Source organism: Veillonella agrestimuris, from assembly GCF_943193065.1.
GTDB lineage: Bacteria > Bacillota > Negativicutes > Veillonellales > Veillonellaceae > Veillonella > Veillonella agrestimuris.
This window is the reverse complement of record NZ_CALPCS010000014.1, coordinates 31,024-51,251: the sequence shown is the minus strand read 5'-3', so window position 1 is coordinate 51,251 and position 20,228 is coordinate 31,024. Positions and strand designations below refer to the sequence as shown.

Genomic DNA, 20,228 nt, shown 5'->3' with positions numbered 1-20,228 from the left:
TGGCCCTGGCGACGAAGAGTTTATGACGCCGCAAGCTCGTGAAGCCATTCTCGACGCGGATCGTGTAGTAGGATATTTGACATATCTTGATTTGATTAAAGATCTCATTGATGGTAAAGAAACAGTAGGAACGGCTATGATGCAAGAAGTTGAGCGGTGTCAAAAAGCCGTTGACCTCGCGGTAGAAGGTCATAAAGTGGTTGTCGTATCTTCCGGTGATTCTGGCATTTATGGCATGGCTGGTCTCGTGTTGGAGTTGGCCAACAAAGTGCCTGCAGAACAGAGACCACAAGTAGATATCATCCCTGGCTTAAGTGCTGTTAATGTGGCGGCTGCTGTATTGGGCGCACCATTGATGCACGATTTTGCCGTCATTTCTTTAAGCGATTTGATGACGCCATGGGATCTTATTAAAAAGAGAGCTGATTTCTGTGCCCAAGGGGATATGGTTATTTCTTTATATAACCCAAGAAGTAAAAAACGTGTTACACACCTTGATGAAGTGAGAGACATTGTATTGAAATACAGGGACCCTAAAACGCCAGTAGGCATTGTGCAAAAGGCGGGGCGCCCAGGTCAGCATATGATAATTTCTGATTTAGAAAATTTTACAAAAGAAGAAGTAGACATGCAAACATTAGTAATCATCGGAAATAGCCAAACGTATGTAGAAAATGGTCGCATGATTACACCACGCGGTTACAAACTATGATTTGGGTCATTGCAGGCACCCTTGATGGACGTACCTTAGCTGTAGATATTCAAGAACGAACTGGTGAAGAAGTTCTCGTTACTGTTGTTAGTCAATATGGTGCACAGCTAGCTGCTCATGAAGGGATTACTGTCCATACAGGGCGCCTTGATGCAGAGGCTATGAAAGACTTAGTGCAAGAGTATGATGTACGAGCTTTGATTGATGCTAGTCATCCTTATGCGGCTGTCGTCACTGCTACAGCGCAAGAAGTAGCACAAGCTATGGAGATTCCTTTCGTTCGTTTTGAACGGAAGGAAGTGCCTTTGCCAGCCTATGATAAATTGCATATTGTAGCTGATGAAGTAGAAGCAGCAATTTTGGCAGGTCAACTGGCAAAAGAACAGAATGGTCATGTATATCTCACAACGGGGAGTAAGACCATGCATATCTTTGCTCGTGCAGAGGCTTTGCAAGATTGTGATGTATGGACTCGCATCTTACCTACTGCTGAAGTGTTGACTATGATGGAAGACCTTAAAATCAGTCCAAAGCGTATTGTCGCCGTACAGGGCCCTTTTTCTTACGATATGAATCGCATTATGTTTAAAGATACAGATGCTAGCGTTGTGGTGATGAAAAACTCTGGCCTCGTAGGCGGCGCTGATACTAAATTACAAGCTGCTATGGATTTAGGTATTCATATTGTTGTTATCGATCGACCACGGGTATCTATTGCAGGCCCTATGGTTTCGTCGAATGACGAATTTTTTGCATTATGGGAGGAAACAAATGGATTACATTAAAAATCCGAAAGCCATTGAAGATAAAAGTATGGAAATCATTTATGATTACGTAAAAGATTTAGGTCTTACAGATGATGAAGTACGCGTTGTATCTCGTACTATTCACGCTTCTGGGGACGTTGAATATGCTCAATTAGTGCGCATGAGTCCAGAGGCTGTACAGAAAGGTATTGAAGCTTTAGATGCAGGGGCTCATATCTATACTGATGTGGAAATGGTGCGCACTGGCATTAGTAAGCCAGCCTTAGCCATTCGTGGCAATGAAGTCCATTGCTTAATTAAAGATGAAAATGTAGCAAAAATGGCTAAAGAAGAAGGCATCACTCGTTCTATTGCAGCGATGCGCACCTTCGGCAAACAATTGGAAGGACAAATCGTAGCTATCGGCAATGCGCCAACAGCTTTATATGAAGTATTGCGCCTCGCTTTTGAAGAAGGTATCAAACCAGCTTTGATCATCGGTATTCCAGTAGGTTTCGTGGGGGCAGCAGAATCAAAAGATTATTTAATGGAAGTATCGCCAGTACCTTATATTACTGTAAAAGGCAATAAAGGGGGCAGCCCAATTGCTGCATCTGTTTGTAACGCATTGCTTTACACTGATGTAAAACGCAATGATATGCTATTTGTAGAAGGTAAATCTTCTAATGAAACAAGTAAGTAATAGAAAGGTATATCGTTTTTCTGTTCTTATCATCTTATGTGCCCTCTTGTTAGGGAGTATGATTATATCTCTTGTCTTTGGTTCTACCTCGGTATCGTTAGTTGATATTTGGCATACCTTGTGGAGTGATGAACTGACTGATGCAGGGGCACAAATCATATGGAATATTAGACTGCCTCGTAATATTGTAGCTGCTTTAGTAGGGGCGTGTCTTGCCGTATCAGGGGCTATTTTGCAGGCAGTTATGAAAAATCCTCTTGCAGATCCTCAAATTGTCGGCGTTTCTTCAGGGGCTGGTTTAATGGGAGTTATCATTTTAATCCTCTTTCCAGGATACGACTATTTAGTGCCTATGGTCGCCTTTTTAGGAGCTATGGGAGCGGCCCTTATGGTGTATGCGTTGGCCTGGAAAAATGGCATTCGACCGAGTCGCATTATTTTAGCTGGTGTCGCTGTATCCGCTTTTCTAGGTTCAGGTATTTCGGCTCTTCTCGTCTTCTTTGGGGATCGTGTGCAAGGCGCTCTCTTGTGGATGGTAGGAGGCTTGGCAGCGCGTAGTTGGCCACAAGTAGAAGTGCTTTTCCCCTATGCGATGGTAGGGCTCGCATTAGCTTGCTTGGGGGCGAAACGTCTTACCATCCTCAGCCTTGGCGATGAAACGGCAAAAGGGCTAGGTCTTAACGTGGAACAAACGCGTTTTAGTATGACTGCCGTAGCTGCTTTGTTAGCTGCTGGTGCTGTTAGTATTGCTGGACTCATCGGTTTTGTTGGGCTCGTTATTCCTCACATTTTGCGTCTCATTATTGGAAATGATTATGCGTATTTATTGCCTGGCTCAGCTTTGTTAGGTGCCTTTGTACTCGTCATTAGCGATACAGTTGGTCGGGTAGCGATGAGTCCTATCGAAATTCCAGTAGGTATCATTATGGCTTTCTTTGGGGCGCCATTCTTTTTATACTTGTTAAGGAGGGATGGATAATGGATCAACATAATTCGTCGCCCTTAACGCATAGTAGCGAGAATCGTTCTACTATTTCTGAAAGCCCTGCTGTAACAGTGAAACATGTATCGATTACTTTAGGGGAACGTCAAATTCTTCACGACATTTCCTTAGCTATTCCGAAAGGAAAGATTACTACTCTTATTGGTCCTAATGGATGTGGTAAAAGTACATTATTGCGGACTATGATTGGTCATATTTGGGCACATGGTAGAGATAATATATCTATTTTTGATAAATCCTTAAACAGATATAAAGCTGATGATTTAGCTAAGGTGATGGCCTTTTTACCTCAGTCTCCAGATATACCGAAAGACATGACTGTAGAGGAATTAGTTTACTGTGGCCGTTATCCGTACCAACGATGGTGGCAAAATACGGCTGAAGAAGATAGAACCGTGGTAGATCGTGTCTTAGATATTACGAAGACGAACCATTTACGAGACCAATTAATTCCATCTTTGTCAGGCGGTGAACGGCAGCGTGTATGGATTGCGATGGCTCTTGCGCAAGAACCAAAATTACTTGTCCTAGACGAGCCTACTACATATTTAGATATTAATCATCAGTTGGAGATTATGGAATTATTGAAGAGGCTCAACGAAGAAGAAGGGCTAACGGTTCTTATGGTGCTTCACGATTTGACACAAGCCTTGCAATATTCTGATTATATGGCTGTTTTGCAAGATGGCCGTCTTATTACAAGTGGTTATCCGCAAGATGTCATGACAGAAGATTTATTACAAGACGTCTTCCGAGTTCATGGCTCTGTAGACGTGTCAGACAAAAAAGGATATGTAAAGATTACGGGTTTACTATAATCATTAGAATATAAAAATAACCGATACCCTTAGGGTATCGGTTATTTTTATTCTTTAGCATATCTCACATCGCGTTAAGTAATACTACATTGTTTCATTAACTAGATGATGAGTCATTACAATGCGACATCTATGTTGTACGTCTCTTTTACTAATCGAGCCATCGCTTCTGGCGTTTGTAATCCTGGATTGAGCAAGAAGAGTTTAGACGGTAAATAGACGACGCGATTGTTAGTGACCGCTTGCAAATGACTCCACGCAGGATTATCTGTCATAGCTTGTTTCATAGCTCTTGTAATTTCTTCTTCTTTGCCCATAGTAACGATAAAAATAATGTCTGGATCATCCGCTGCTAATGTCTCAAGGGAATAAGGAATTGTTTTATCTGTTGTAGTATCCGTCAAATGAGCAGTGACTACATTAGTCATACCTAATTCTTTTATCATAGAAGCAGTGATGGCATTTTCTGTTTCTGCCGTTACACCTTTACCGGTCGCTCGTAAAACGGCTACACGAGCTGGTTTCTGATTAGCAACGGCATCTTTTACAGTTTGCACTTTTCTTTTATATGTAGCTACTACGTCTTTAGCTTTGTCTTCGTGGTTTGTGAGAGAACCTAAAAATGTGAGTAACGGTACATTGTCGTTGATGCCATCATAGGTGATAAATATGTTTGGAATTTTGCTAGATTGCAGTTGTGGCTCATATTTTTTGTGTTGATTTTCAAGGCCTAACACTACATCTGGTTGTAAGCCAATCAGCTCTTCCATATTAATATTGGTGGTATGTCCTAAAGAGGGGAGTGATTCCATTGCTTCTGGCAAGGTGTCGTTTGTAGTAACTCGGCTTATAGCCGTTCCATCGACTGCGTAGAGCATAGCTAACAGCGAATTAGAGAGTACAGCTATGCGTTGTGGATCCTTCGGCACTGTATAGGTTGCACCATCAAAGGTAATATCTTTTGTTGTTGATGAAGAGGTGGATATGGATTTAGTACATCCTGCTACAATAATGAGGATTAAGACTAATAGAAGTGACGTTATATATCCTTTTTTCACAATAACTCCTTATTACTATTTATTGCTTAGGTAGTACATTATTTTTGCAATGCATCCCATGCTTCATTAGCACGTTCTACAAAGATTTGACGAATTTGCTCATTTTCACCGAGACCGCGTAAATATGTGTTGACTTTGAAGCCTTCCGCCATGAGCATCGATTTATGGGAATCTTCTTCGTCACCAGCCATATCATTAGTAGCATGATCGCCGGCTACCATCATAAATGGCATTAATGTTACTTCTTTGATGCCTTTTGCTTTTAATTGACCTAATACATCTTCAAAGTTTGGTGTGCCCTCTACAGTGTAGATAAAAACATTGTTCAAACCAGCTGCATCAATGCGGTCTTGAATGACAGCGTAGTACGCATTGGATGGATCTGGTGTACCGTGAGCCATTACGAGGATGGCGTGGTCCTTGCTTTGGTTAGGGAATTGAGAGGAAAGGGCTTTCACCGTTTCCATCACTTCATCAGTTTGCCCTTCTTGGCCCATCCAGTACATCAATGGTGTGCCAAGAGACATAGCTTTAAATTCGTTTTTATATAGATTATATACGCCTACATTATAATTGTATTCCATACCAGGAATGATGTTCAATGTAGTGAGGGCTACGCGCGTATAACCATCTGCTTTCAATTGCTCTAGCGCTTCTTCTGGCGTAGGATAGGTAATGCCTTCATTTTCTTGGATGCGATCACGAATAATATGACTTGTGAAAGCTGTTACTACTTTTGTATTGGGATGGGCTGCTTGGATAGCTTTTACAGTGGCGTCAATTGTTTTTTTGCGAGTCTCTTTGAAGGTTGTACCAAAGCTCATGACTACGATAGCATCTTTATTCTCTAATTGTTGCAACGCTGCTGTATGATGACTACGAACGCCAATAGTAGAGGCTTCTTTCAAAGCTTGCGTAGGATTTTTAACGTCTTCGCTCAATTGGAAGGCCGCATCGCTCACTGTAGGAGCACCTACGCAGAATAGACAAGCTAATGTAGCAGATAGGGCTAATGATTTTTTTACGCTGTACATAGGGATCACCTCATATAATCTACAGAGAAAATTGATAGCTACAGATGTAAATATATCTGTATATAAATTCATCCTAGCAAAGGGGCATAGGTATGTCAATAAACCCTATACCCGTAGGTGTATAGAAATATTGGTATTTCATGCAAATATGATAATATTTCTCATTGACTTATACAAATGGGTCATGTATGATTATTACAACTAGTATTTGATAATAATTTTCATTTATAGAAGGCGATACGTACTGTATATGAGGTCTTGCGTATGAGACGCCATGGAGGTCACTTATGAAAGGTATAATCATTGCATCCTTTGGATCAATTTATAAAGAAGCAGTAGATACGTCGATTTCCGTTATTGAAAGAAAAGTGCGGGAATTGTACAAAGGTTTTGAAGTGCGCCGCGTATTTTTATCTGATGCATTAGTAGAGAAGTGGAATGGCAAATACGATGAGCCAGTATCTTCTTTAGCGGAGGTTATGAAAGAATTCCAAAAGCTAGGTATTACCGAAGTATACATTCAGCCGATTACATTAGTGGCCGATCAATGTTATCAACAAATGCGTAAACAAGCGTTGAAATATTTACATAGCAATGACTATAACTTTACTCATATTAATATTGGCAAACCATTGCTCACATCATTAGGGGTAAAAAATTATTCTGACGATTACGAAGCTACTTTAGATGGCATCCTCCGCCATTTAAATACAAAAGCATTGAATAAATCTATCCTTTTAATGGCTAATGGTCAAAATCAATTGGAATATTCTACATTACAATTGAAAGCTATTTATGGTTCTACACCGAATGTGGTTGTATTCACTACCAATGGCTTCCCCACATTTAAACAAGCCCTTACATTAGTGGAGCACATGGGCCACAAAGATGTTATCGTAGTACCGCTTGCTTTGATTGGATCCACACACTTAATGGATTATCTCGGTGGAGACCGCTCCGATTCCATTTATACACTGCTAGTGGAAGAGGGCTATAATGTGAGGATTTGGAACGAAGGCTTAGGGGAAAACCCATATATTCAAGATTTATTCTTGAAACATTTAAGCCAAGCTATCCGTATGGCAGAGAGAAAACGAGTATCTCCACAAGACTCCATAAAGCCAGCTCCTGCAGCAGTTCGCGTAGGGATTAGTAAAATGATTTCTTAATAATAGGACGTACCTTCTAATCTAATACAGAGGGTACGTTTTTTGTGTTTATATACCTATAGAGGTATCCTCATTGGTTAATCTCTATGGTATGATAAGAATAATCATGTATTAATAGAAGGAGTTTTATATGAAACAAGCCATTTTAGTAGTAGCCTTTGGGTCTACTGTAGATATAGCTCGAGAGAAACATATTGAACCTGTTGTGGCTCGCATTAAAGAACAGTTTGCAGATTATGAAGTTCGCTTAGCCTTTTCTTCTCGTATCGTCGTGAAACGATTGCGCGATCGAGGCCTCGATTATCCAACCGAAGCGGGTGCTTTAGAATCATTAGTAGCAGATGGTTACACACATGTGTATGTCCAAACCCTTCACTTCACTGGTGGAGAAGAGTTTGATAAATTGAAGCGCAATATTTTAGAACACGAAGTAGCCCATAAGCTAGAAGTGCTCCGTGTAGGTCGCCCACTAGTATACTATATGGGTCAAGACGAACATCCTAATGATTACCAAATCTTTATCGATGAATTTATCAAACCATTAGGGGTTAAAGAAAGTGATGGTATGCTCTTCGTTGGTCATGGTGGATTAAGTTCTGGCAATTCTAGTTATGGTCATTTACAGTATCAATTAATTCGGAATGGCTTAGGTCATATACGAGTAGCTACGCTAGAAAATGCTCCTTTTGTGGAAGACGTAGCTCTTCCATGGGAATGGTTTGATGGGAAGAAACCAAATACGATTTACGTACATCCTTTATTATTAGTATTGGGCGACCATGCGCAAAATGATTTGCTCGGTGATGAAGAGGACAGTGTAGTGAATGTATTGCAAGACGCTGGCTATACAGTAGAGGGCGTTCATAAAGCACTCGGTGAATACGAGTCAGTTCAAGCTATTTTCTGCCAACACCTGCAAGACTGCATCGACGATATATATGGCAAACGGAGCCATGAGCGTCCAGCCATTCCTAATATTAAATAGATCTATTATCTTTTGAATAGACTAAAGAATAATTCTATCATATCGAACTATTGCAGAGTTTATAAAGATTAGAAAAGAAGATTTATAATAAATCCTTTTGTATATAGTGTATAAAAGACCGTTAGTTTGGTATAATAGAGATGTTTGTATCGTATGTATAGATAATTACGTATGTATTGATGAAACTGTAATACGTACGCGTAGATAGGAGTATGACCATGAAAGGTAAATTATACGGCATCGGCGTAGGCCCAGGAGACCCAGAATTAATGACTGTGAAAGCAGCACGTATTGTAGGAGAAGCAGATATCATTATTACTCCTAAAACAGAAAAGAAAGACGGATCCGTGGCACTAGATATTGCCCGTCCTTATATTCAAGACCATACAGAAATCGTACCTGTTGTGTTTCCTATGGTTCTCGATGAATCGACACAACAAGAAGGTTGGAATGAAGCGAAACAAATCATTCTATCTTATTTAGAAGCAGGTAAAAACGTTGTGTTCCTTACTTTAGGAGATCCAATGTTCTACAGTACTTATATGTATGTATATCGCCTCATCGAAAATAGCGGCTTCGATATTGAAACGATTCCTGGTATTACTGCCTTCTGCGCTATTGGTTCTCATTTGGGCTATCCGATTGTAGAAAAAGAAGAAGTACTAGCTATCGTTCCTGCTACAGCACCAAAAGAAAAAATCGATGCTGTTTTGGCTGTGGCTGATGATGCGGTTATTATGAAAGTGTATAAAAACTTCGACGAAGTACAAGAAACGTTGATGAAACATAATATGGCAGATGATGCAGTTATGATTAGTCGCGTTGGCTTACCTGATGAACAAGTATTTAGAGGATTAGATACGATTCCAAAAGATACGAAATTAAATTATCTATCTACGATTTTAGCAAAACGTAAAGATCGGTAATGAAGAACAATATAAAGATTGTTAAGCTATACATAAGGATTCTCTAGCGTAACACAGTACACCCTAAATGGAGATTATATATGAATACTATACCTATTCCACGCGTTGTCATTGGTGGCACTAATTCTGGTGTGGGGAAGACCACAATTGTTGCAGGTCTTCTTGCAGCATATCGCGCAAGTGGTCATGAGGTGCAATCTTTTAAAGTCGGCCCGGATTATATTGATCCGGGCTTTCATAAAATTGCCTCTGGCCGCGATAGTTATAATTTAGATACTTGGCTCGTACCACCTAGTACGATGCCATCATTTTTTGCATCTACTGCAGAAGGAGCTGATTTGGCAATCATTGAAGGTGTTATGGGCCTTTATGATGGAGGTCGAGAAGGCGTGAGTAGCACTGCAGAAGTGGCGAAACAATTAGGTGCCCCTGTAGTCCTCGTTATTGACTGCAAGGCGATGGGTGAAAGTGCAGCTGCCATTGCGCTTGGTTTTAGAGAGTATGATAAAGACGTCGATTTCAGAGGTGTTATTTTAAATCGACTAGGTTCTGATAATCATGAACGAATGGTTCGAGAAGGAATGGCAAAAATCGGTGTACCTGTGCTTGGTGCTATCCGCCGAGACGATCGCATGCATTCTCCTGAACGTCACTTAGGTTTGACGCCTGTTACAGAAGTAGACCCTACAAAGTCTATTGCAACTATTCAAGCTGCTGTAGAATCTATGGTGGATTTACAAGGATTATTAGAGCTGGCGATAAGTGCACAACCTCTTACATTGCCATTGGAAGAAGATATAGAATCCACTGAAAAAATTGCTAAAATCGGCGTTGCTTATGATGAAGCGTTTTCTTTTTACTATCCTGCTAGTTTACATGCCTTAGAAAAAGCTGGTGCTGAATTAGTCTATTTTAGTCCTTTACGAGACAAAGCAATCCCCGATGTGGATGGCTTAGTGTTCGGAGGTGGATTCCCAGAAATGTTTTTGGAACAACTGAGCCAGAACAAGACGATGAGAGACTCTATTGGCGTCGCTAATAAAATGGGTATGCCTATTTACGCAGAGTGCGGCGGACTTATGTATTTATGTGAACATATCCGCGACTTTGAAGGCAAGGATTACGAAACTGTAGGTATCGTTCCTGCTAATTGTATTATGCAACAGTCCTTGCAAAAGGTAGGCTATGTGACCGCTACGGCTCATCGTGAAACTCTGTTAGGTGATACGGGGACAGTTTTACGGGGCCATGAGTTTCATTTCTCTACTATGGAACCAACAGTAAAAGACTTCCCTTGGGCGTTCCATTTAGAAGGAGGCCGTACTCCTCAATCCTATGATGGTGGTTATGCATCGGATAATGTGTTGGCATCGTATTTACATTTGAATTTTGCCGGATCTATCGAAGGGGCTCAACACTTTGTGAATCGTTGTGCCTCTTATGAGAGACAACGTTAAACATAAGAGGAAAGAATACTATGAGTGAACGAGGACTGATTCTCGTCAATACGGGAAATGGAAAAGGAAAAACTACCGCTGCCTTAGGCGTTGTGTTGCGTGCTGTAGGTCAAGGGTTAAAGGTATTGGTGTTACAGTTTATTAAAAGCGGTCATGGTTATGGAGAACTCAAAGGCTTAGAAGCATTAGGGGAAGCAGTTACAATTCGGTCCATGGGAAAAGGTTTTATTTATTATAAAAAAGATGAAGTGTCTCCTGAAGAATTTGATAGGCATAAAGCGGCTGCCCAGGAAGGATGGCATACATTACTCGAGGAAGTCAATTCTGACAAATGGGATCTCATCGTTATGGACGAAATTAATAATGCTATTCACTATGATTTGATTAGTGTCCACGATGTAGTCCATATGCTCGCCCATAAGCCAGAGCGACTTCATCTTATATTGACGGGTCGATACGCTAAGCCTGAAATTATCGATATGGCAGATACAGTGACGGAAATGAATGTAGTGAAGCATGCTTATGAGAAGGGCATTAAGGCAGCGAAAGGGATTGAATTTTAAATCTAAAAGTTTCGAAAACACCTTGCGCAAACTATATCGAAAATGTATAATATAGTTAGAAAATATGTTTTTAACATACATAGGTATATATGATTTTAACCAGGAGGTTAACTATGGCTATTCATGATTACATTAAATCTGGCGACTTCGCTAGTGAAAAACACGTTCCAGTTATTGAAACTGTAGACACTGTAAAAGCAGGTGAAACATTCCACGTTACTTTGTCCGTAGGTAAAGATATTGCACATCCAAACACTGTAGAACATCACATTGATTGGATTAAATTGTACTTCGTAGCAGAAGGTACTCAATTGCCTTACGAAATCGGCGCTGTAAACTTCAATATCCATGGCGATGGTGCTACAGCTAACGAAGGCCCTGCACATGCTATCTCCGAAGGTACATTGGCAGTGTCCTTGAAAAAATCTGGCAAATTGATTGCTGTATCTCTTTGCAATATCCACGGCTTGTGGGAATCTGAAAAAGAAATCACTGTTCAATAATGAACGATATAAAGCCAGCCTTAGGGTTGGCTTTTTTTCTTGTAAATTTGTCTTTTACAAATGGAATTTTGTTTTTCTTAACTGGATGTTCACCGCTATATCCCTTTACAGTGCTGTTTATTTTATGGTAAAGTATATGCAGATTATTTTTTAGTTTATTGTGGTGAAAATGAGGGATTATTGTGGCCTTAATCGTTAAGAAATTTGGTGGTAGTTCTGTTGCTACTCCAGAAAAAATATTTAATATCGTCGATCGCGTCCTTCGTGAAAAGAAAGAAGACGATCGAGTGGTCATAGTTGTATCTGCGATGGGGGATACAACAGATGATCTAGTAGATTTAGCAAAACAAGTAACGTCTAAGCCATATGGTCGCGAAATGGACCGCTTGTTGTCTACTGGTGAACAAGTAACGATTGCATTAATGGCAATGGCTTTTAATGAACGTGGTCAAAAATCGATTTCTTTAACTGGCGACCAAGCAGGGATTACAAGTAGTGATAATTTTAATAAAGGTCGTATTTTAGGTGTAGATCCGAATCGTGTATTCCAAGCCTTAGAAGACGGAAATGTAGTAGTCGTAGCTGGTTTCCAAGGTATTACTGAATACGGTGATATGGTAACATTGGGCCGTGGTGGTTCCGATACGACAGCAGTTGCCTTAGCAGGCGCTATGAAAGCTGATGTGTGCGAAATCTTCACAGACGTAGAAGGTGTATATTCTACTGACCCTCGCGTAGCGAAGGAAGCTTTCAAATTAGAAGAAGTAACGTATGGTGAAATGTTAGAAATGGCGAGACTCGGTGCTGGTGTTATGCAACCGCGTGCTGTTGAAATGGGGTTCCGTTATGGCGTGCCAATTCACGTACGTTCTACTTTCAGCGACAACACGGGCACTATTATTCGGGAGGATTACACAGTGGAAGCAAATAAACATGTCATTACAGGCGTAGCAGATGATACGAATACAGCAAAAGTAGCCCTTGTAGGGGTTGAAAATAAACCAGGTATTGCAGCAACAGTATTTAAAGCGTTAGCAGAGAAAAACGTTGACGTTGATATGATCGTTCAATCCATTCGCGCTAAAGGGGAGCCTAAAACTGACCTTATTTTCACAGTAGCTATGGACGATGTTGTATTGACTCGCGAAGTATTAGGTCAATTGCAACAATCCATTGATATTGAAGCGGTTAATATTGATGAAAAAATGGCGAAAGTATCTATCATCGGTGCTGGTATGTTAGGTCAACCTGGTGTAGCGGCTCAAATGTTTGATATTCTCAGCAAAGAAGGCATTAATATTGAAATCATCAGTACTTCTGAAATCAGTATTTCTTGCTTAGTTTCAGAAGACCGCGTGAAAGATGCTGTTCGTGTAATTCACAATGGGTTGTTATTAAACGAACGAGGTTAATCTAATTTATGGATAGTCTACGTACCTTTATGGATGAAATGCTCAATGATCAAGGCCGTAAAGAAGGTTTTATTGGAGATTTATTGACAAATCTTAAAAACCAGCCTATCCCTACATTAGAGCAAGCCCAAACAGGGTATACAACGGTCAGTAATTTACATGGTATTTTTTATGATTATGATACGTCTGAAGTGACCATCTCTTATAAAGTTATACCTGATATGTATGAACCGTATACGATGAGCTTTGCCCATTTTGAAGTCGTCTTAGAGGGTTTATTGACGAGTCGACGTAATCAAAAGTGGCAAGTTAAACAAGAAAAATAATTTAGAAAGAGCACCTTCCGTACATGTGTATTTTGACTGCTAATGATAGCAGAATAGGAGACACATGAGGGGGTGTTCTTTTTTGTTTATAAATTGAGATGATAACATCATCGATTTATAAGAATATAACTGAGTTATGTATTCAGTATTATTTCTATATATATTCTTATAAATTAGATTTAAAATATTCAATATGATATAATTAAAAATAAACACTAGCATTAAACTTATGTATATAGTAAGTTGTGCAGTGTCATTTAATAAGAAAGAAGGGACGAAATGGAATTAAATAAAATCTATTCTGGTTTTAGACTACATCGAGTAGAGCGAATTGATGAAATCAATGGCACTGCTTATGAAATGAAACATGAAAAATCCGGTGCCCGTCTTATTTATATAGATTCACCAGATTCAAATAAAGTATTTAACATTGCCTTTAGAACGACACCAAAAGATAGTACTGGTGTAGCACATATTATGGAACACTCCGTATTGTGCGGTTCTCGCAAATTTCCTTTGAAAGAGCCTTTTGTAGAGCTTGTTAAAGGTTCTCTCAACACATTTTTAAATGCCATGACATATCCTGACAAAACGATGTATCCTGTGGCTAGTAAAAATGATAAAGATTTCCGCAATTTAATGGATGTCTATTTAGATGCCGTTCTATATCCACGCGCTGCTAATGATCCAGAAATTCTCATGCAGGAAGGCTGGCACTATGAGCTTGACAATGTAGAGGATGAATTGACTTACAAAGGGGTCGTATTTAATGAAATGAAAGGCGTGTATTCGTCTCCTGATTCCGTTCTCGAACGTGAATTGATGCATGAATTATTCCCAAATACGACGTATGGGGTCGATTCTGGAGGTAATCCTGATGTCATTCCTGAATTGACTTATGAAGGATTCCAAGAATTCTATCGCGTTCATTACCATCCATCAAATAGTTATATTTTCTTGTATGGCGCTATGGATATTGAAGAGCAATTACGCTTTATCAATGATGAATATTTGAGCCATTTTGATGCTATTGATGTAGATACAGAAGTGACGTTACAAGAGCCTTTTAAAGAAGGTAAAGTCGTATCGTATCCATATGGCGTTGGTTCTGATGAAAGCTTAGATAATCGTACATTGCACGCTTTATCTTATGTGCTACCAGAGGTAACGCCAGAACAAAGCTTAGCTTTTGAAGTATTGACTCACGCTTTGTTGACGTCTCCAGCAGCGCCATTGAAACAAGCGTTGGTGAAAGCAGGTATCGGTTCTGATGTAAGCGGTTACTATTTAGATAGTATTCGTCAACCCATGTGGGCTGTCCATGCTTCTGGCTCTACTATGGAAAAACAAATGGAATTACAATCCATCGTAGAATCTACATTGGCGAAACTTTGTGAAGAAGGTATCGATAAAGAGCTTTTAGAAGCGTCTTTGAATAGCATTGAGTTTGCTCTTCGGGAAAATGATTTTGGCGGTCGTCCTATTGGCCTTGCCTATGTCATTCGCATGATGGACAACTGGTTATATGGTAATGATCCATTAGAATTGTTGCACTATGAAGAGTGCTTAGTGAATATTCGAAATGGTCTTAAAACGACGTATTTTGAAGACTTAATCCGTCATTTTATTTTAGAAAACCACCATAAAGCAATTGTCTCTATGTATCCAGAACAAGGATTACAAGAGAAAAAAGAAGCCGAAGAAAAAGCTAAGTTAGCTGCTATTAAAGCCTCTATGTCCCAAGAAGAATTGGAAGCTATTGTAGAGCAAACGAAACGGCTTAAAGAGCGTCAAGAAATGCCAGATAGCGAAGAAGCATTGGCATCGATTCCTCTTTTAGAATTAAGCGATCTTAATCCAAATATTGAGGCTGTAGAGCGTCGTGAAAGTACGATTGGAGCAGCAAAACTTCATTTTGTGCCGACTTTTACAAAAGGCATTAACTATGTAGCGTACTATTTTGGACTTGATTGCCTCACTGAAGATGAACTATTCTACGCCGATATTATTAGTAATATTATTGGTCGTGTTGATACAACTCGTCCTTACGCAGATTTGGCAAAAGATATTAATTTAAATCTCGGTGGTCTTAGTGCCGATATTACGGCGATTGCAAAAGACGGCAAACGCGATGAATTTGCACCGCTTATGATTGTGCGCAGTAAATCCTTGCATTCTAAATTGCCTGATTTATGCCGCATTATGGACGAAGTCGTTCAAGCTGCAGATTTTAGCGATGTAAGCCGTTTGACTGAATTAGTACAAGAAAGTAAAGTCATTTGGGATAATGAAGCCTTCCGCCGAGGCAATACTATCGTGAGTCAACGTGTTCTTGCAAAAGTGTCTAAAGTTGGTAAATTCCGAGATGATGGCAATTTAGGGTTCTATCAAAAAATTAGTGAACTAGCGAATAACCCAGCAGCATTGCCACTATTACCTGATAAGTTAAAAGAAGTGAGCCGCAAAATTTTCCGCGCTAATAATGTAGATATTATGTTTGTTGGAGAAGAAGGAGAACTCAATTCCTTTACTGATTTAGTAACACCAGCACTGGCTAAATGGAATACAGAAGAATTACCACGCAATGTATTAGACTTAACGAAAGGCAGCACTAATGACGGGATTGCTACAGCTGGTAAAGTGCAGTATGTAGCACAAGGTGGTAATTTCATCGATCATGGATTTAAACATGTAGGTCCAATGAGTGTATTGGAAACGATTTTACGTTATGAATACCTTTGGATTCGCATTCGTGTACAAGGCGGTGCTTATGGGGCCTTTGCTAATTTCTTTGATGATGGCAATATGATTTTCTGCAGTTATCGAGATCCAAATCTTGTAGAGACGTATAATGTATATAAAGAGTTACCAGAGTATTTGCGTAACTTTACATTGTCTGACCGAGAAATGCGCAAATATATTATCGGTACTATGAGTGGTTTAGATTTGCCGATGACACCATCTTTGCGAGGTCCTCGCGCTATGGGAATCTATTTTAGCGGTGTAAATTTAGATGATAAAATCGAATTCCGCAAACAAGTGATTGCCTGTCAACCAGAAGATATTGCAGCCCTTGCAGATGTAGTAGAAGCGGTATTACAGGATAACAATATTTGCTCCATGGGTAATGAAAGCAAAATCAAAGACTCTGGTCTATTCGACAACATTGTTTCTTTGGGATAATATAGTCATTAGAGAATTATTGTCATATCATCTTGGTATAGATGATTTCATTACTATTACATTATCAGTTGAGTGACGATTCATCATGAATTGGTGTCATTAAGGAGTTATTATGAAAGGACGATTCGCGCCGAGCCCTACGGGATATATTCACTTAGGCAACGTGTGGATTGTCCTTTTATCGTATCTATCGACGAGACAGCAACAAGGTACATATGTAGTCCGTATAGAAGATATCGATTTGCAACGATCGAAACGAGACTATGGAGAAGCATTGTTAGATGATTTGGAGTGGCTTGGCTTTGATTGGGATGAAGGTCCACGAGTAGGCGGTCCTCAGTTATCTTATTGGCAAAGTGAACGACTCCATCTATATGATGAAGTTTTACAATCTTTAGGGGATAGAGCTTTAACGTATCCTTGTTTCTGTAATCGTACAAGAGTGCAATCTATTGCGTCTGCGCCGCATCGGGGGGAAATAGTTCATCATTATGACGGTCATTGTCGCCACTTAACTATTTCTGAAGTAGAGAAGCGAATGGAAGAAAAAGTGCCATCCTATCGTGTGAAGGTAGAAACAGGGACTTTTTATTTTGATGATATATATCAAGGTGAACAGTGTTATACATTGCAAGGTGGTATAGATGATTTCGTTCTGCGCCGTGGTGATGGCATGTATGCTTATAATTTAGCCGTCGTCATCGATGATATACAGATGGGCATTACTGAAGTTGTGAGAGGGCAAGATTTATTAGATACGACACCGCAACAATTATATTTGTATAATCTCTTAGGAGCTGTTTCTCCACGATACAGTCATGCTCCTCTTTTAATCGATAGTGATGGTCATCGATTGTCAAAACGACAGCAGAGTATCACGATACGAGAATTAAGAGCTTTGCAGTGGGAACCCAATCGTATACTTGGAGAATTAGCTATGTTGGCAGGCTTGATTCAACCTAGTAGTAATCCTCGTATATCTTTAGATGAATTACTAGAACGTTCAATTAATACAGAGCTATTGAAGCAGAAGAGTATTATCGTTGATGGTGTCTTCTGATATGTTGGATACTTTGAAAATATTCAATGCGTAATATTGACTTTTTTCGATGTTTTATTATAATAGTATAAGAGGTGATAGCATGACTGTTAGAGATGCTTTAGCTGAAAAGATTTGGGCCGTTATTGGGGCTACTCATAAAACCGATAAGTTTGGGTATAAGATTTATAAATGCTTAAAAGATCATGGATATGAAGTCTATCCGGTAAATCCCAATGTAGCTAGCATTGATGGTGATACATGTTATCCGAGTCTATCTGATCTTCCGGTGGTACCGTCTGTAGTAGACTTTGTTGTGCCTGAATCAGCTGGTTTAGCAGCTATTGATGAATGTGTTACATTAGGTATTCCCACTGTATGGTTGCAACCAGGTGCGGATAAACCATCAGTACTAAAAAAAGCAAATCAGGCGGGATTACATGTGATTCAAGATTGCGTATTAATTCAATTACCTTAGGAGGGTATGTCATGAGCGAATTAAAAGAACTAAAAACAGCAGAATATCAAGGTTTATTGGAACAAGGTGGCGTAGCTGTCATTGATTTCTGGGCTCCTTGGTGTGGTTATTGCATCCGTATGATGCCAGTTGTTGAAGAGATTGCTGGTGAATTAGAAGGCAAAGCGACTATTGTGAAAGTGAATGCTGACGAAGAACCAGATTTGGCTCGTGAATTACAAGTAGAAGTATTACCTACATTTGTAATTATTAAAGATGGTAAAGTAGTAGATCGTAAAATTGGTTTCTTACCAAAAGGTGATTTACAAGGCGCTATTGAAGCCCAATTCTAATTAGCCATTATAGATAATCACTAGTCTATTGAACTTACTGTCTCATAGAGATATGTGGTGAATTATGAGATAAACTAGTTCGATTGTTATAATTATATACATATATAAGACCCATTGGTGTAATAATATGCACCAATGGGTCTTTTTTGTATGCCTAAAAGTGGTGAAAGGTGGAGAACGGATATAGGGATTTTATAAAACTGAGGTACACCACTATTTTTTTAGGCTATAAAATAGAACGTACGTTTGCGAAAATTGGAGAAAAAAGAAGAAAATAAAAAAATAATTATAAAAAAAATATAAATTTGTCATATTTTAGGGAAATTTTGTTGTACATAGTGGGGGAATGTGGTAGAATTTACCATATAGTGGTGGATAGTGATGAAAGGGCGGTGATACAAGATGTTCATAGGAGAATATAACCACACTATTGATACAAAAGGGCGGTTGATTATACCTGCTAAAATACGTGAACAGCTAGGCGATCATTGTATTCTTGCCAATGGACTAGATAATTGTATTACCATCTACACCGAAGAATCATGGGACAAATTGTGCCAGAAACTAAATTCACTACCATCAACAAAGGTCAATGCAAGGGCCATTAAACGCTTCTATTTTGGTAGCGCTGTGGAACTTGAATTTGATAAACAAGGGCGTATTCTCGTATCAAAGCCGTTACGAGAACATGCAAAATTGCAAAAAGACGTTGTCATTATCGGCGCTGGTGATCATGTAGAAATTTGGGGTCGCGAACATTACGACGATTATAGCAATGATGTATATGGCAGTATCGAAGCTTTTGCAGAAGGCTTAGATGATTTAAATCTGTAAGGAGGACTATCGTGGAATTTAATCATGTCAGTGTATTATTGCATGAAACGGTAGATTCTGTGCTTACTGATCCAAATGGAATATATGTGGATTGCACTTTGGGTGGTGCAGGTCATGCTCATGCTTTAGGGGAACGATTAACTCCGGAAGGCATGATTGTAGGTCTAGATCAAGACGAAGATGCCTTAGCCGTGGCAAGAGAACGATTGTCTAATTTGCCTTGCAAAGTGCTGACGATACCGACAAATTTTGCGAACTTGAAAGAAGCTCTTCAATCTCATGGTATTCATGAGGTAGATGGTTTTATATTTGATTTAGGGGTTTCTAGTTATCAATTAGATACGCCAGAGAGAGGGTTTTCCTATATGAATGACGGACCTCTCGATATGCGTATGGACAAAGACGCGCCATTAACTGCTGAAATAGTAGTGAATGAATATAGCTATGAAGACTTAGTTAGAATTATTAAAGACTACGGTGAAGAACGATGGGCAAAACGTATTGTTGATTTTATCGTAGATGCTCGTAATACACAAAGAATTATAACAACCGGTGAGCTCGTAAGTATTATCAAAAAAGCAATACCTGCGAAAGCTCGACAAGATGGACCACATCCGGCAAAACGTACATTTCAAGCGATTCGTATTGAAGTGAACCGCGAATTAGCTATTTTACACGATAGCTTTGTAGATGCTGTGGAACTGTTGAAACCGAATGGGAGAATCGGCGTTATTACATTTCATTCTTTAGAAGATCGAATTACAAAACAAACTTTTAAAGAGTTGAGTACAGCTTGTGTATGTCCGCCAAACTTACCGGTATGTGTATGTAATAATAAAGCCGTTATTAAGGCTAAAAATAAGGCCATCGAGCCAAGTGAAAGGGAAATAGAGATAAATCCAAGATCGAGAAGCGCTAAACTTAGAGTGGGGATTAAATTGTAGTGT

The 20,228-nt window shown here is 39.5% G+C and carries 21 protein-coding genes; 19 read left to right on the top strand and 2 right to left on the bottom strand.

What is annotated here, in order from left to right:
- The first annotated feature begins 22 nt into the window (after positions 1 to 22).
- The 5 genes from cobJ to NFR29_RS07345 are packed head-to-tail and all read left to right on the top strand — an operon-like array spanning position 23 to position 3,982.
- The gene (gene cobJ, locus NFR29_RS07365) at positions 23 to 712 is read left to right on the top strand and encodes a precorrin-3B C(17)-methyltransferase (protein WP_338146908.1); all 690 of its coding nucleotides are present in this window, start codon (positions 23 to 25) and stop codon (positions 710 to 712) included.
- On the top strand, positions 709 to 1,497 hold the full coding sequence (gene cobK, locus NFR29_RS07360) for a precorrin-6A reductase (RefSeq protein ID WP_251425062.1): 789 nt from the start codon (positions 709 to 711) through the stop codon (positions 1,495 to 1,497). Before cobJ ends, cobK begins: the two co-directional genes overlap by 4 nt.
- Entirely contained in the window at positions 1,484 to 2,161 is a 678-nt protein-coding gene (locus NFR29_RS07355; protein WP_251425060.1) for a precorrin-8X methylmutase, read from the top strand. Before cobK ends, NFR29_RS07355 begins: the two co-directional genes overlap by 14 nt.
- Entirely contained in the window at positions 2,145 to 3,140 is a 996-nt protein-coding gene (locus NFR29_RS07350; protein WP_251425057.1) for a FecCD family ABC transporter permease, read from the top strand. Before NFR29_RS07355 ends, NFR29_RS07350 begins: the two co-directional genes overlap by 17 nt.
- Positions 3,140 to 3,982 carry an ABC transporter ATP-binding protein gene (locus tag NFR29_RS07345; RefSeq protein WP_251425054.1) on the top strand — a complete coding sequence of 281 codons (843 nt, stop codon included), beginning with the start codon at positions 3,140 to 3,142 and terminating at the stop codon, positions 3,980 to 3,982. Before NFR29_RS07350 ends, NFR29_RS07345 begins: the two co-directional genes overlap by 1 nt.
- Positions 3,983 to 4,098: 116 nt before the next feature.
- Here NFR29_RS07345 and NFR29_RS07340 read toward each other — a convergent pair whose 3' ends face one another.
- Both NFR29_RS07340 and NFR29_RS07335 read right to left on the bottom strand, forming a co-directional pair.
- Positions 4,099 to 5,040 carry an ABC transporter substrate-binding protein gene (locus NFR29_RS07340; RefSeq protein WP_251425051.1) on the bottom strand — a complete coding sequence of 314 codons (942 nt, stop codon included), beginning with the start codon at positions 5,038 to 5,040 and terminating at the stop codon, positions 4,099 to 4,101.
- A gap of 38 nt (positions 5,041 to 5,078) precedes the next feature.
- Positions 5,079 to 6,074, bottom strand: a complete 996-nt coding sequence (locus tag NFR29_RS07335) for a sirohydrochlorin cobaltochelatase (protein WP_251425048.1) — start codon at positions 6,072 to 6,074, stop codon at positions 5,079 to 5,081.
- Between the two features lie 287 nt (positions 6,075 to 6,361).
- On the opposite strand from NFR29_RS07335, the gene NFR29_RS07330 reads away from it, so the two are divergent.
- The 14 genes from NFR29_RS07330 (at position 6,362) to rsmH (ending at position 20,225) form a co-directional block, all read left to right on the top strand.
- Positions 6,362 to 7,243 (top strand): sirohydrochlorin cobaltochelatase, encoded by an 882-nt coding sequence (locus NFR29_RS07330; protein WP_251425045.1) that lies wholly within the window; start codon positions 6,362 to 6,364, stop codon positions 7,241 to 7,243.
- A gap of 130 nt (positions 7,244 to 7,373) precedes the next feature.
- The gene (locus NFR29_RS07325) at positions 7,374 to 8,228 is read left to right on the top strand and encodes a sirohydrochlorin cobaltochelatase (protein ID WP_251425042.1); all 855 of its coding nucleotides are present in this window, start codon (positions 7,374 to 7,376) and stop codon (positions 8,226 to 8,228) included.
- A 218-nt stretch (positions 8,229 to 8,446) separates the two neighbouring features.
- Complete coding sequence (cobI, locus tag NFR29_RS07320) at positions 8,447 to 9,154, top strand: precorrin-2 C(20)-methyltransferase (RefSeq protein WP_251425039.1); 708 nt, start codon at positions 8,447 to 8,449, stop codon at positions 9,152 to 9,154.
- 80 nt (positions 9,155 to 9,234) lie between these two features.
- A complete protein-coding gene (locus NFR29_RS07315; protein WP_251425037.1) occupies positions 9,235 to 10,611 on the top strand; it encodes a cobyrinic acid a,c-diamide synthase CobB in 1,377 nt (458 codons plus the stop codon).
- A gap of 20 nt (positions 10,612 to 10,631) precedes the next feature.
- The gene (gene cobO / locus NFR29_RS07310) at positions 10,632 to 11,174 is read left to right on the top strand and encodes a cob(I)yrinic acid a,c-diamide adenosyltransferase (protein ID WP_251425034.1); all 543 of its coding nucleotides are present in this window, start codon (positions 10,632 to 10,634) and stop codon (positions 11,172 to 11,174) included.
- A gap of 113 nt (positions 11,175 to 11,287) precedes the next feature.
- Complete coding sequence (locus NFR29_RS07305) at positions 11,288 to 11,677, top strand: class II SORL domain-containing protein (RefSeq protein WP_251425031.1); 390 nt, start codon at positions 11,288 to 11,290, stop codon at positions 11,675 to 11,677.
- Positions 11,678 to 11,859: 182 nt separating this feature from the next.
- Entirely contained in the window at positions 11,860 to 13,089 is a 1,230-nt protein-coding gene (locus tag NFR29_RS07300; protein ID WP_251425027.1) for an aspartate kinase, read from the top strand.
- Positions 13,090 to 13,097: 8 nt separating this feature from the next.
- Positions 13,098 to 13,415 (top strand): hypothetical protein, encoded by a 318-nt coding sequence (locus tag NFR29_RS07295; protein ID WP_251425024.1) that lies wholly within the window; start codon positions 13,098 to 13,100, stop codon positions 13,413 to 13,415.
- A 279-nt stretch (positions 13,416 to 13,694) separates the two neighbouring features.
- The gene (locus NFR29_RS07290; protein WP_251425021.1) at positions 13,695 to 16,598 is read left to right on the top strand and encodes an insulinase family protein; all 2,904 of its coding nucleotides are present in this window, start codon (positions 13,695 to 13,697) and stop codon (positions 16,596 to 16,598) included.
- 112 nt (positions 16,599 to 16,710) lie between these two features.
- Positions 16,711 to 17,658 (top strand): tRNA glutamyl-Q(34) synthetase GluQRS, encoded by a 948-nt coding sequence (gluQRS, locus tag NFR29_RS07285; protein WP_251425018.1) that lies wholly within the window; start codon positions 16,711 to 16,713, stop codon positions 17,656 to 17,658.
- Between the two features lie 82 nt (positions 17,659 to 17,740).
- Entirely contained in the window at positions 17,741 to 18,115 is a 375-nt protein-coding gene (locus tag NFR29_RS07280; RefSeq protein WP_251425016.1) for a CoA-binding protein, read from the top strand.
- Between the two features lie 11 nt (positions 18,116 to 18,126).
- Positions 18,127 to 18,447: a thioredoxin gene (trxA, locus tag NFR29_RS07275; RefSeq protein ID WP_251425013.1), complete on the top strand. Its 321-nt coding sequence runs from the start codon at positions 18,127 to 18,129 to the stop codon at positions 18,445 to 18,447.
- 402 nt (positions 18,448 to 18,849) lie between these two features.
- A complete protein-coding gene (mraZ, locus tag NFR29_RS07270; protein WP_251425010.1) occupies positions 18,850 to 19,281 on the top strand; it encodes a division/cell wall cluster transcriptional repressor MraZ in 432 nt (143 codons plus the stop codon).
- 11 nt (positions 19,282 to 19,292) lie between these two features.
- On the top strand, positions 19,293 to 20,225 hold the full coding sequence (rsmH, locus tag NFR29_RS07265) for a 16S rRNA (cytosine(1402)-N(4))-methyltransferase RsmH (protein WP_251425007.1): 933 nt from the start codon (positions 19,293 to 19,295) through the stop codon (positions 20,223 to 20,225).
- Positions 20,226 to 20,228 lie beyond the last annotated feature (3 nt).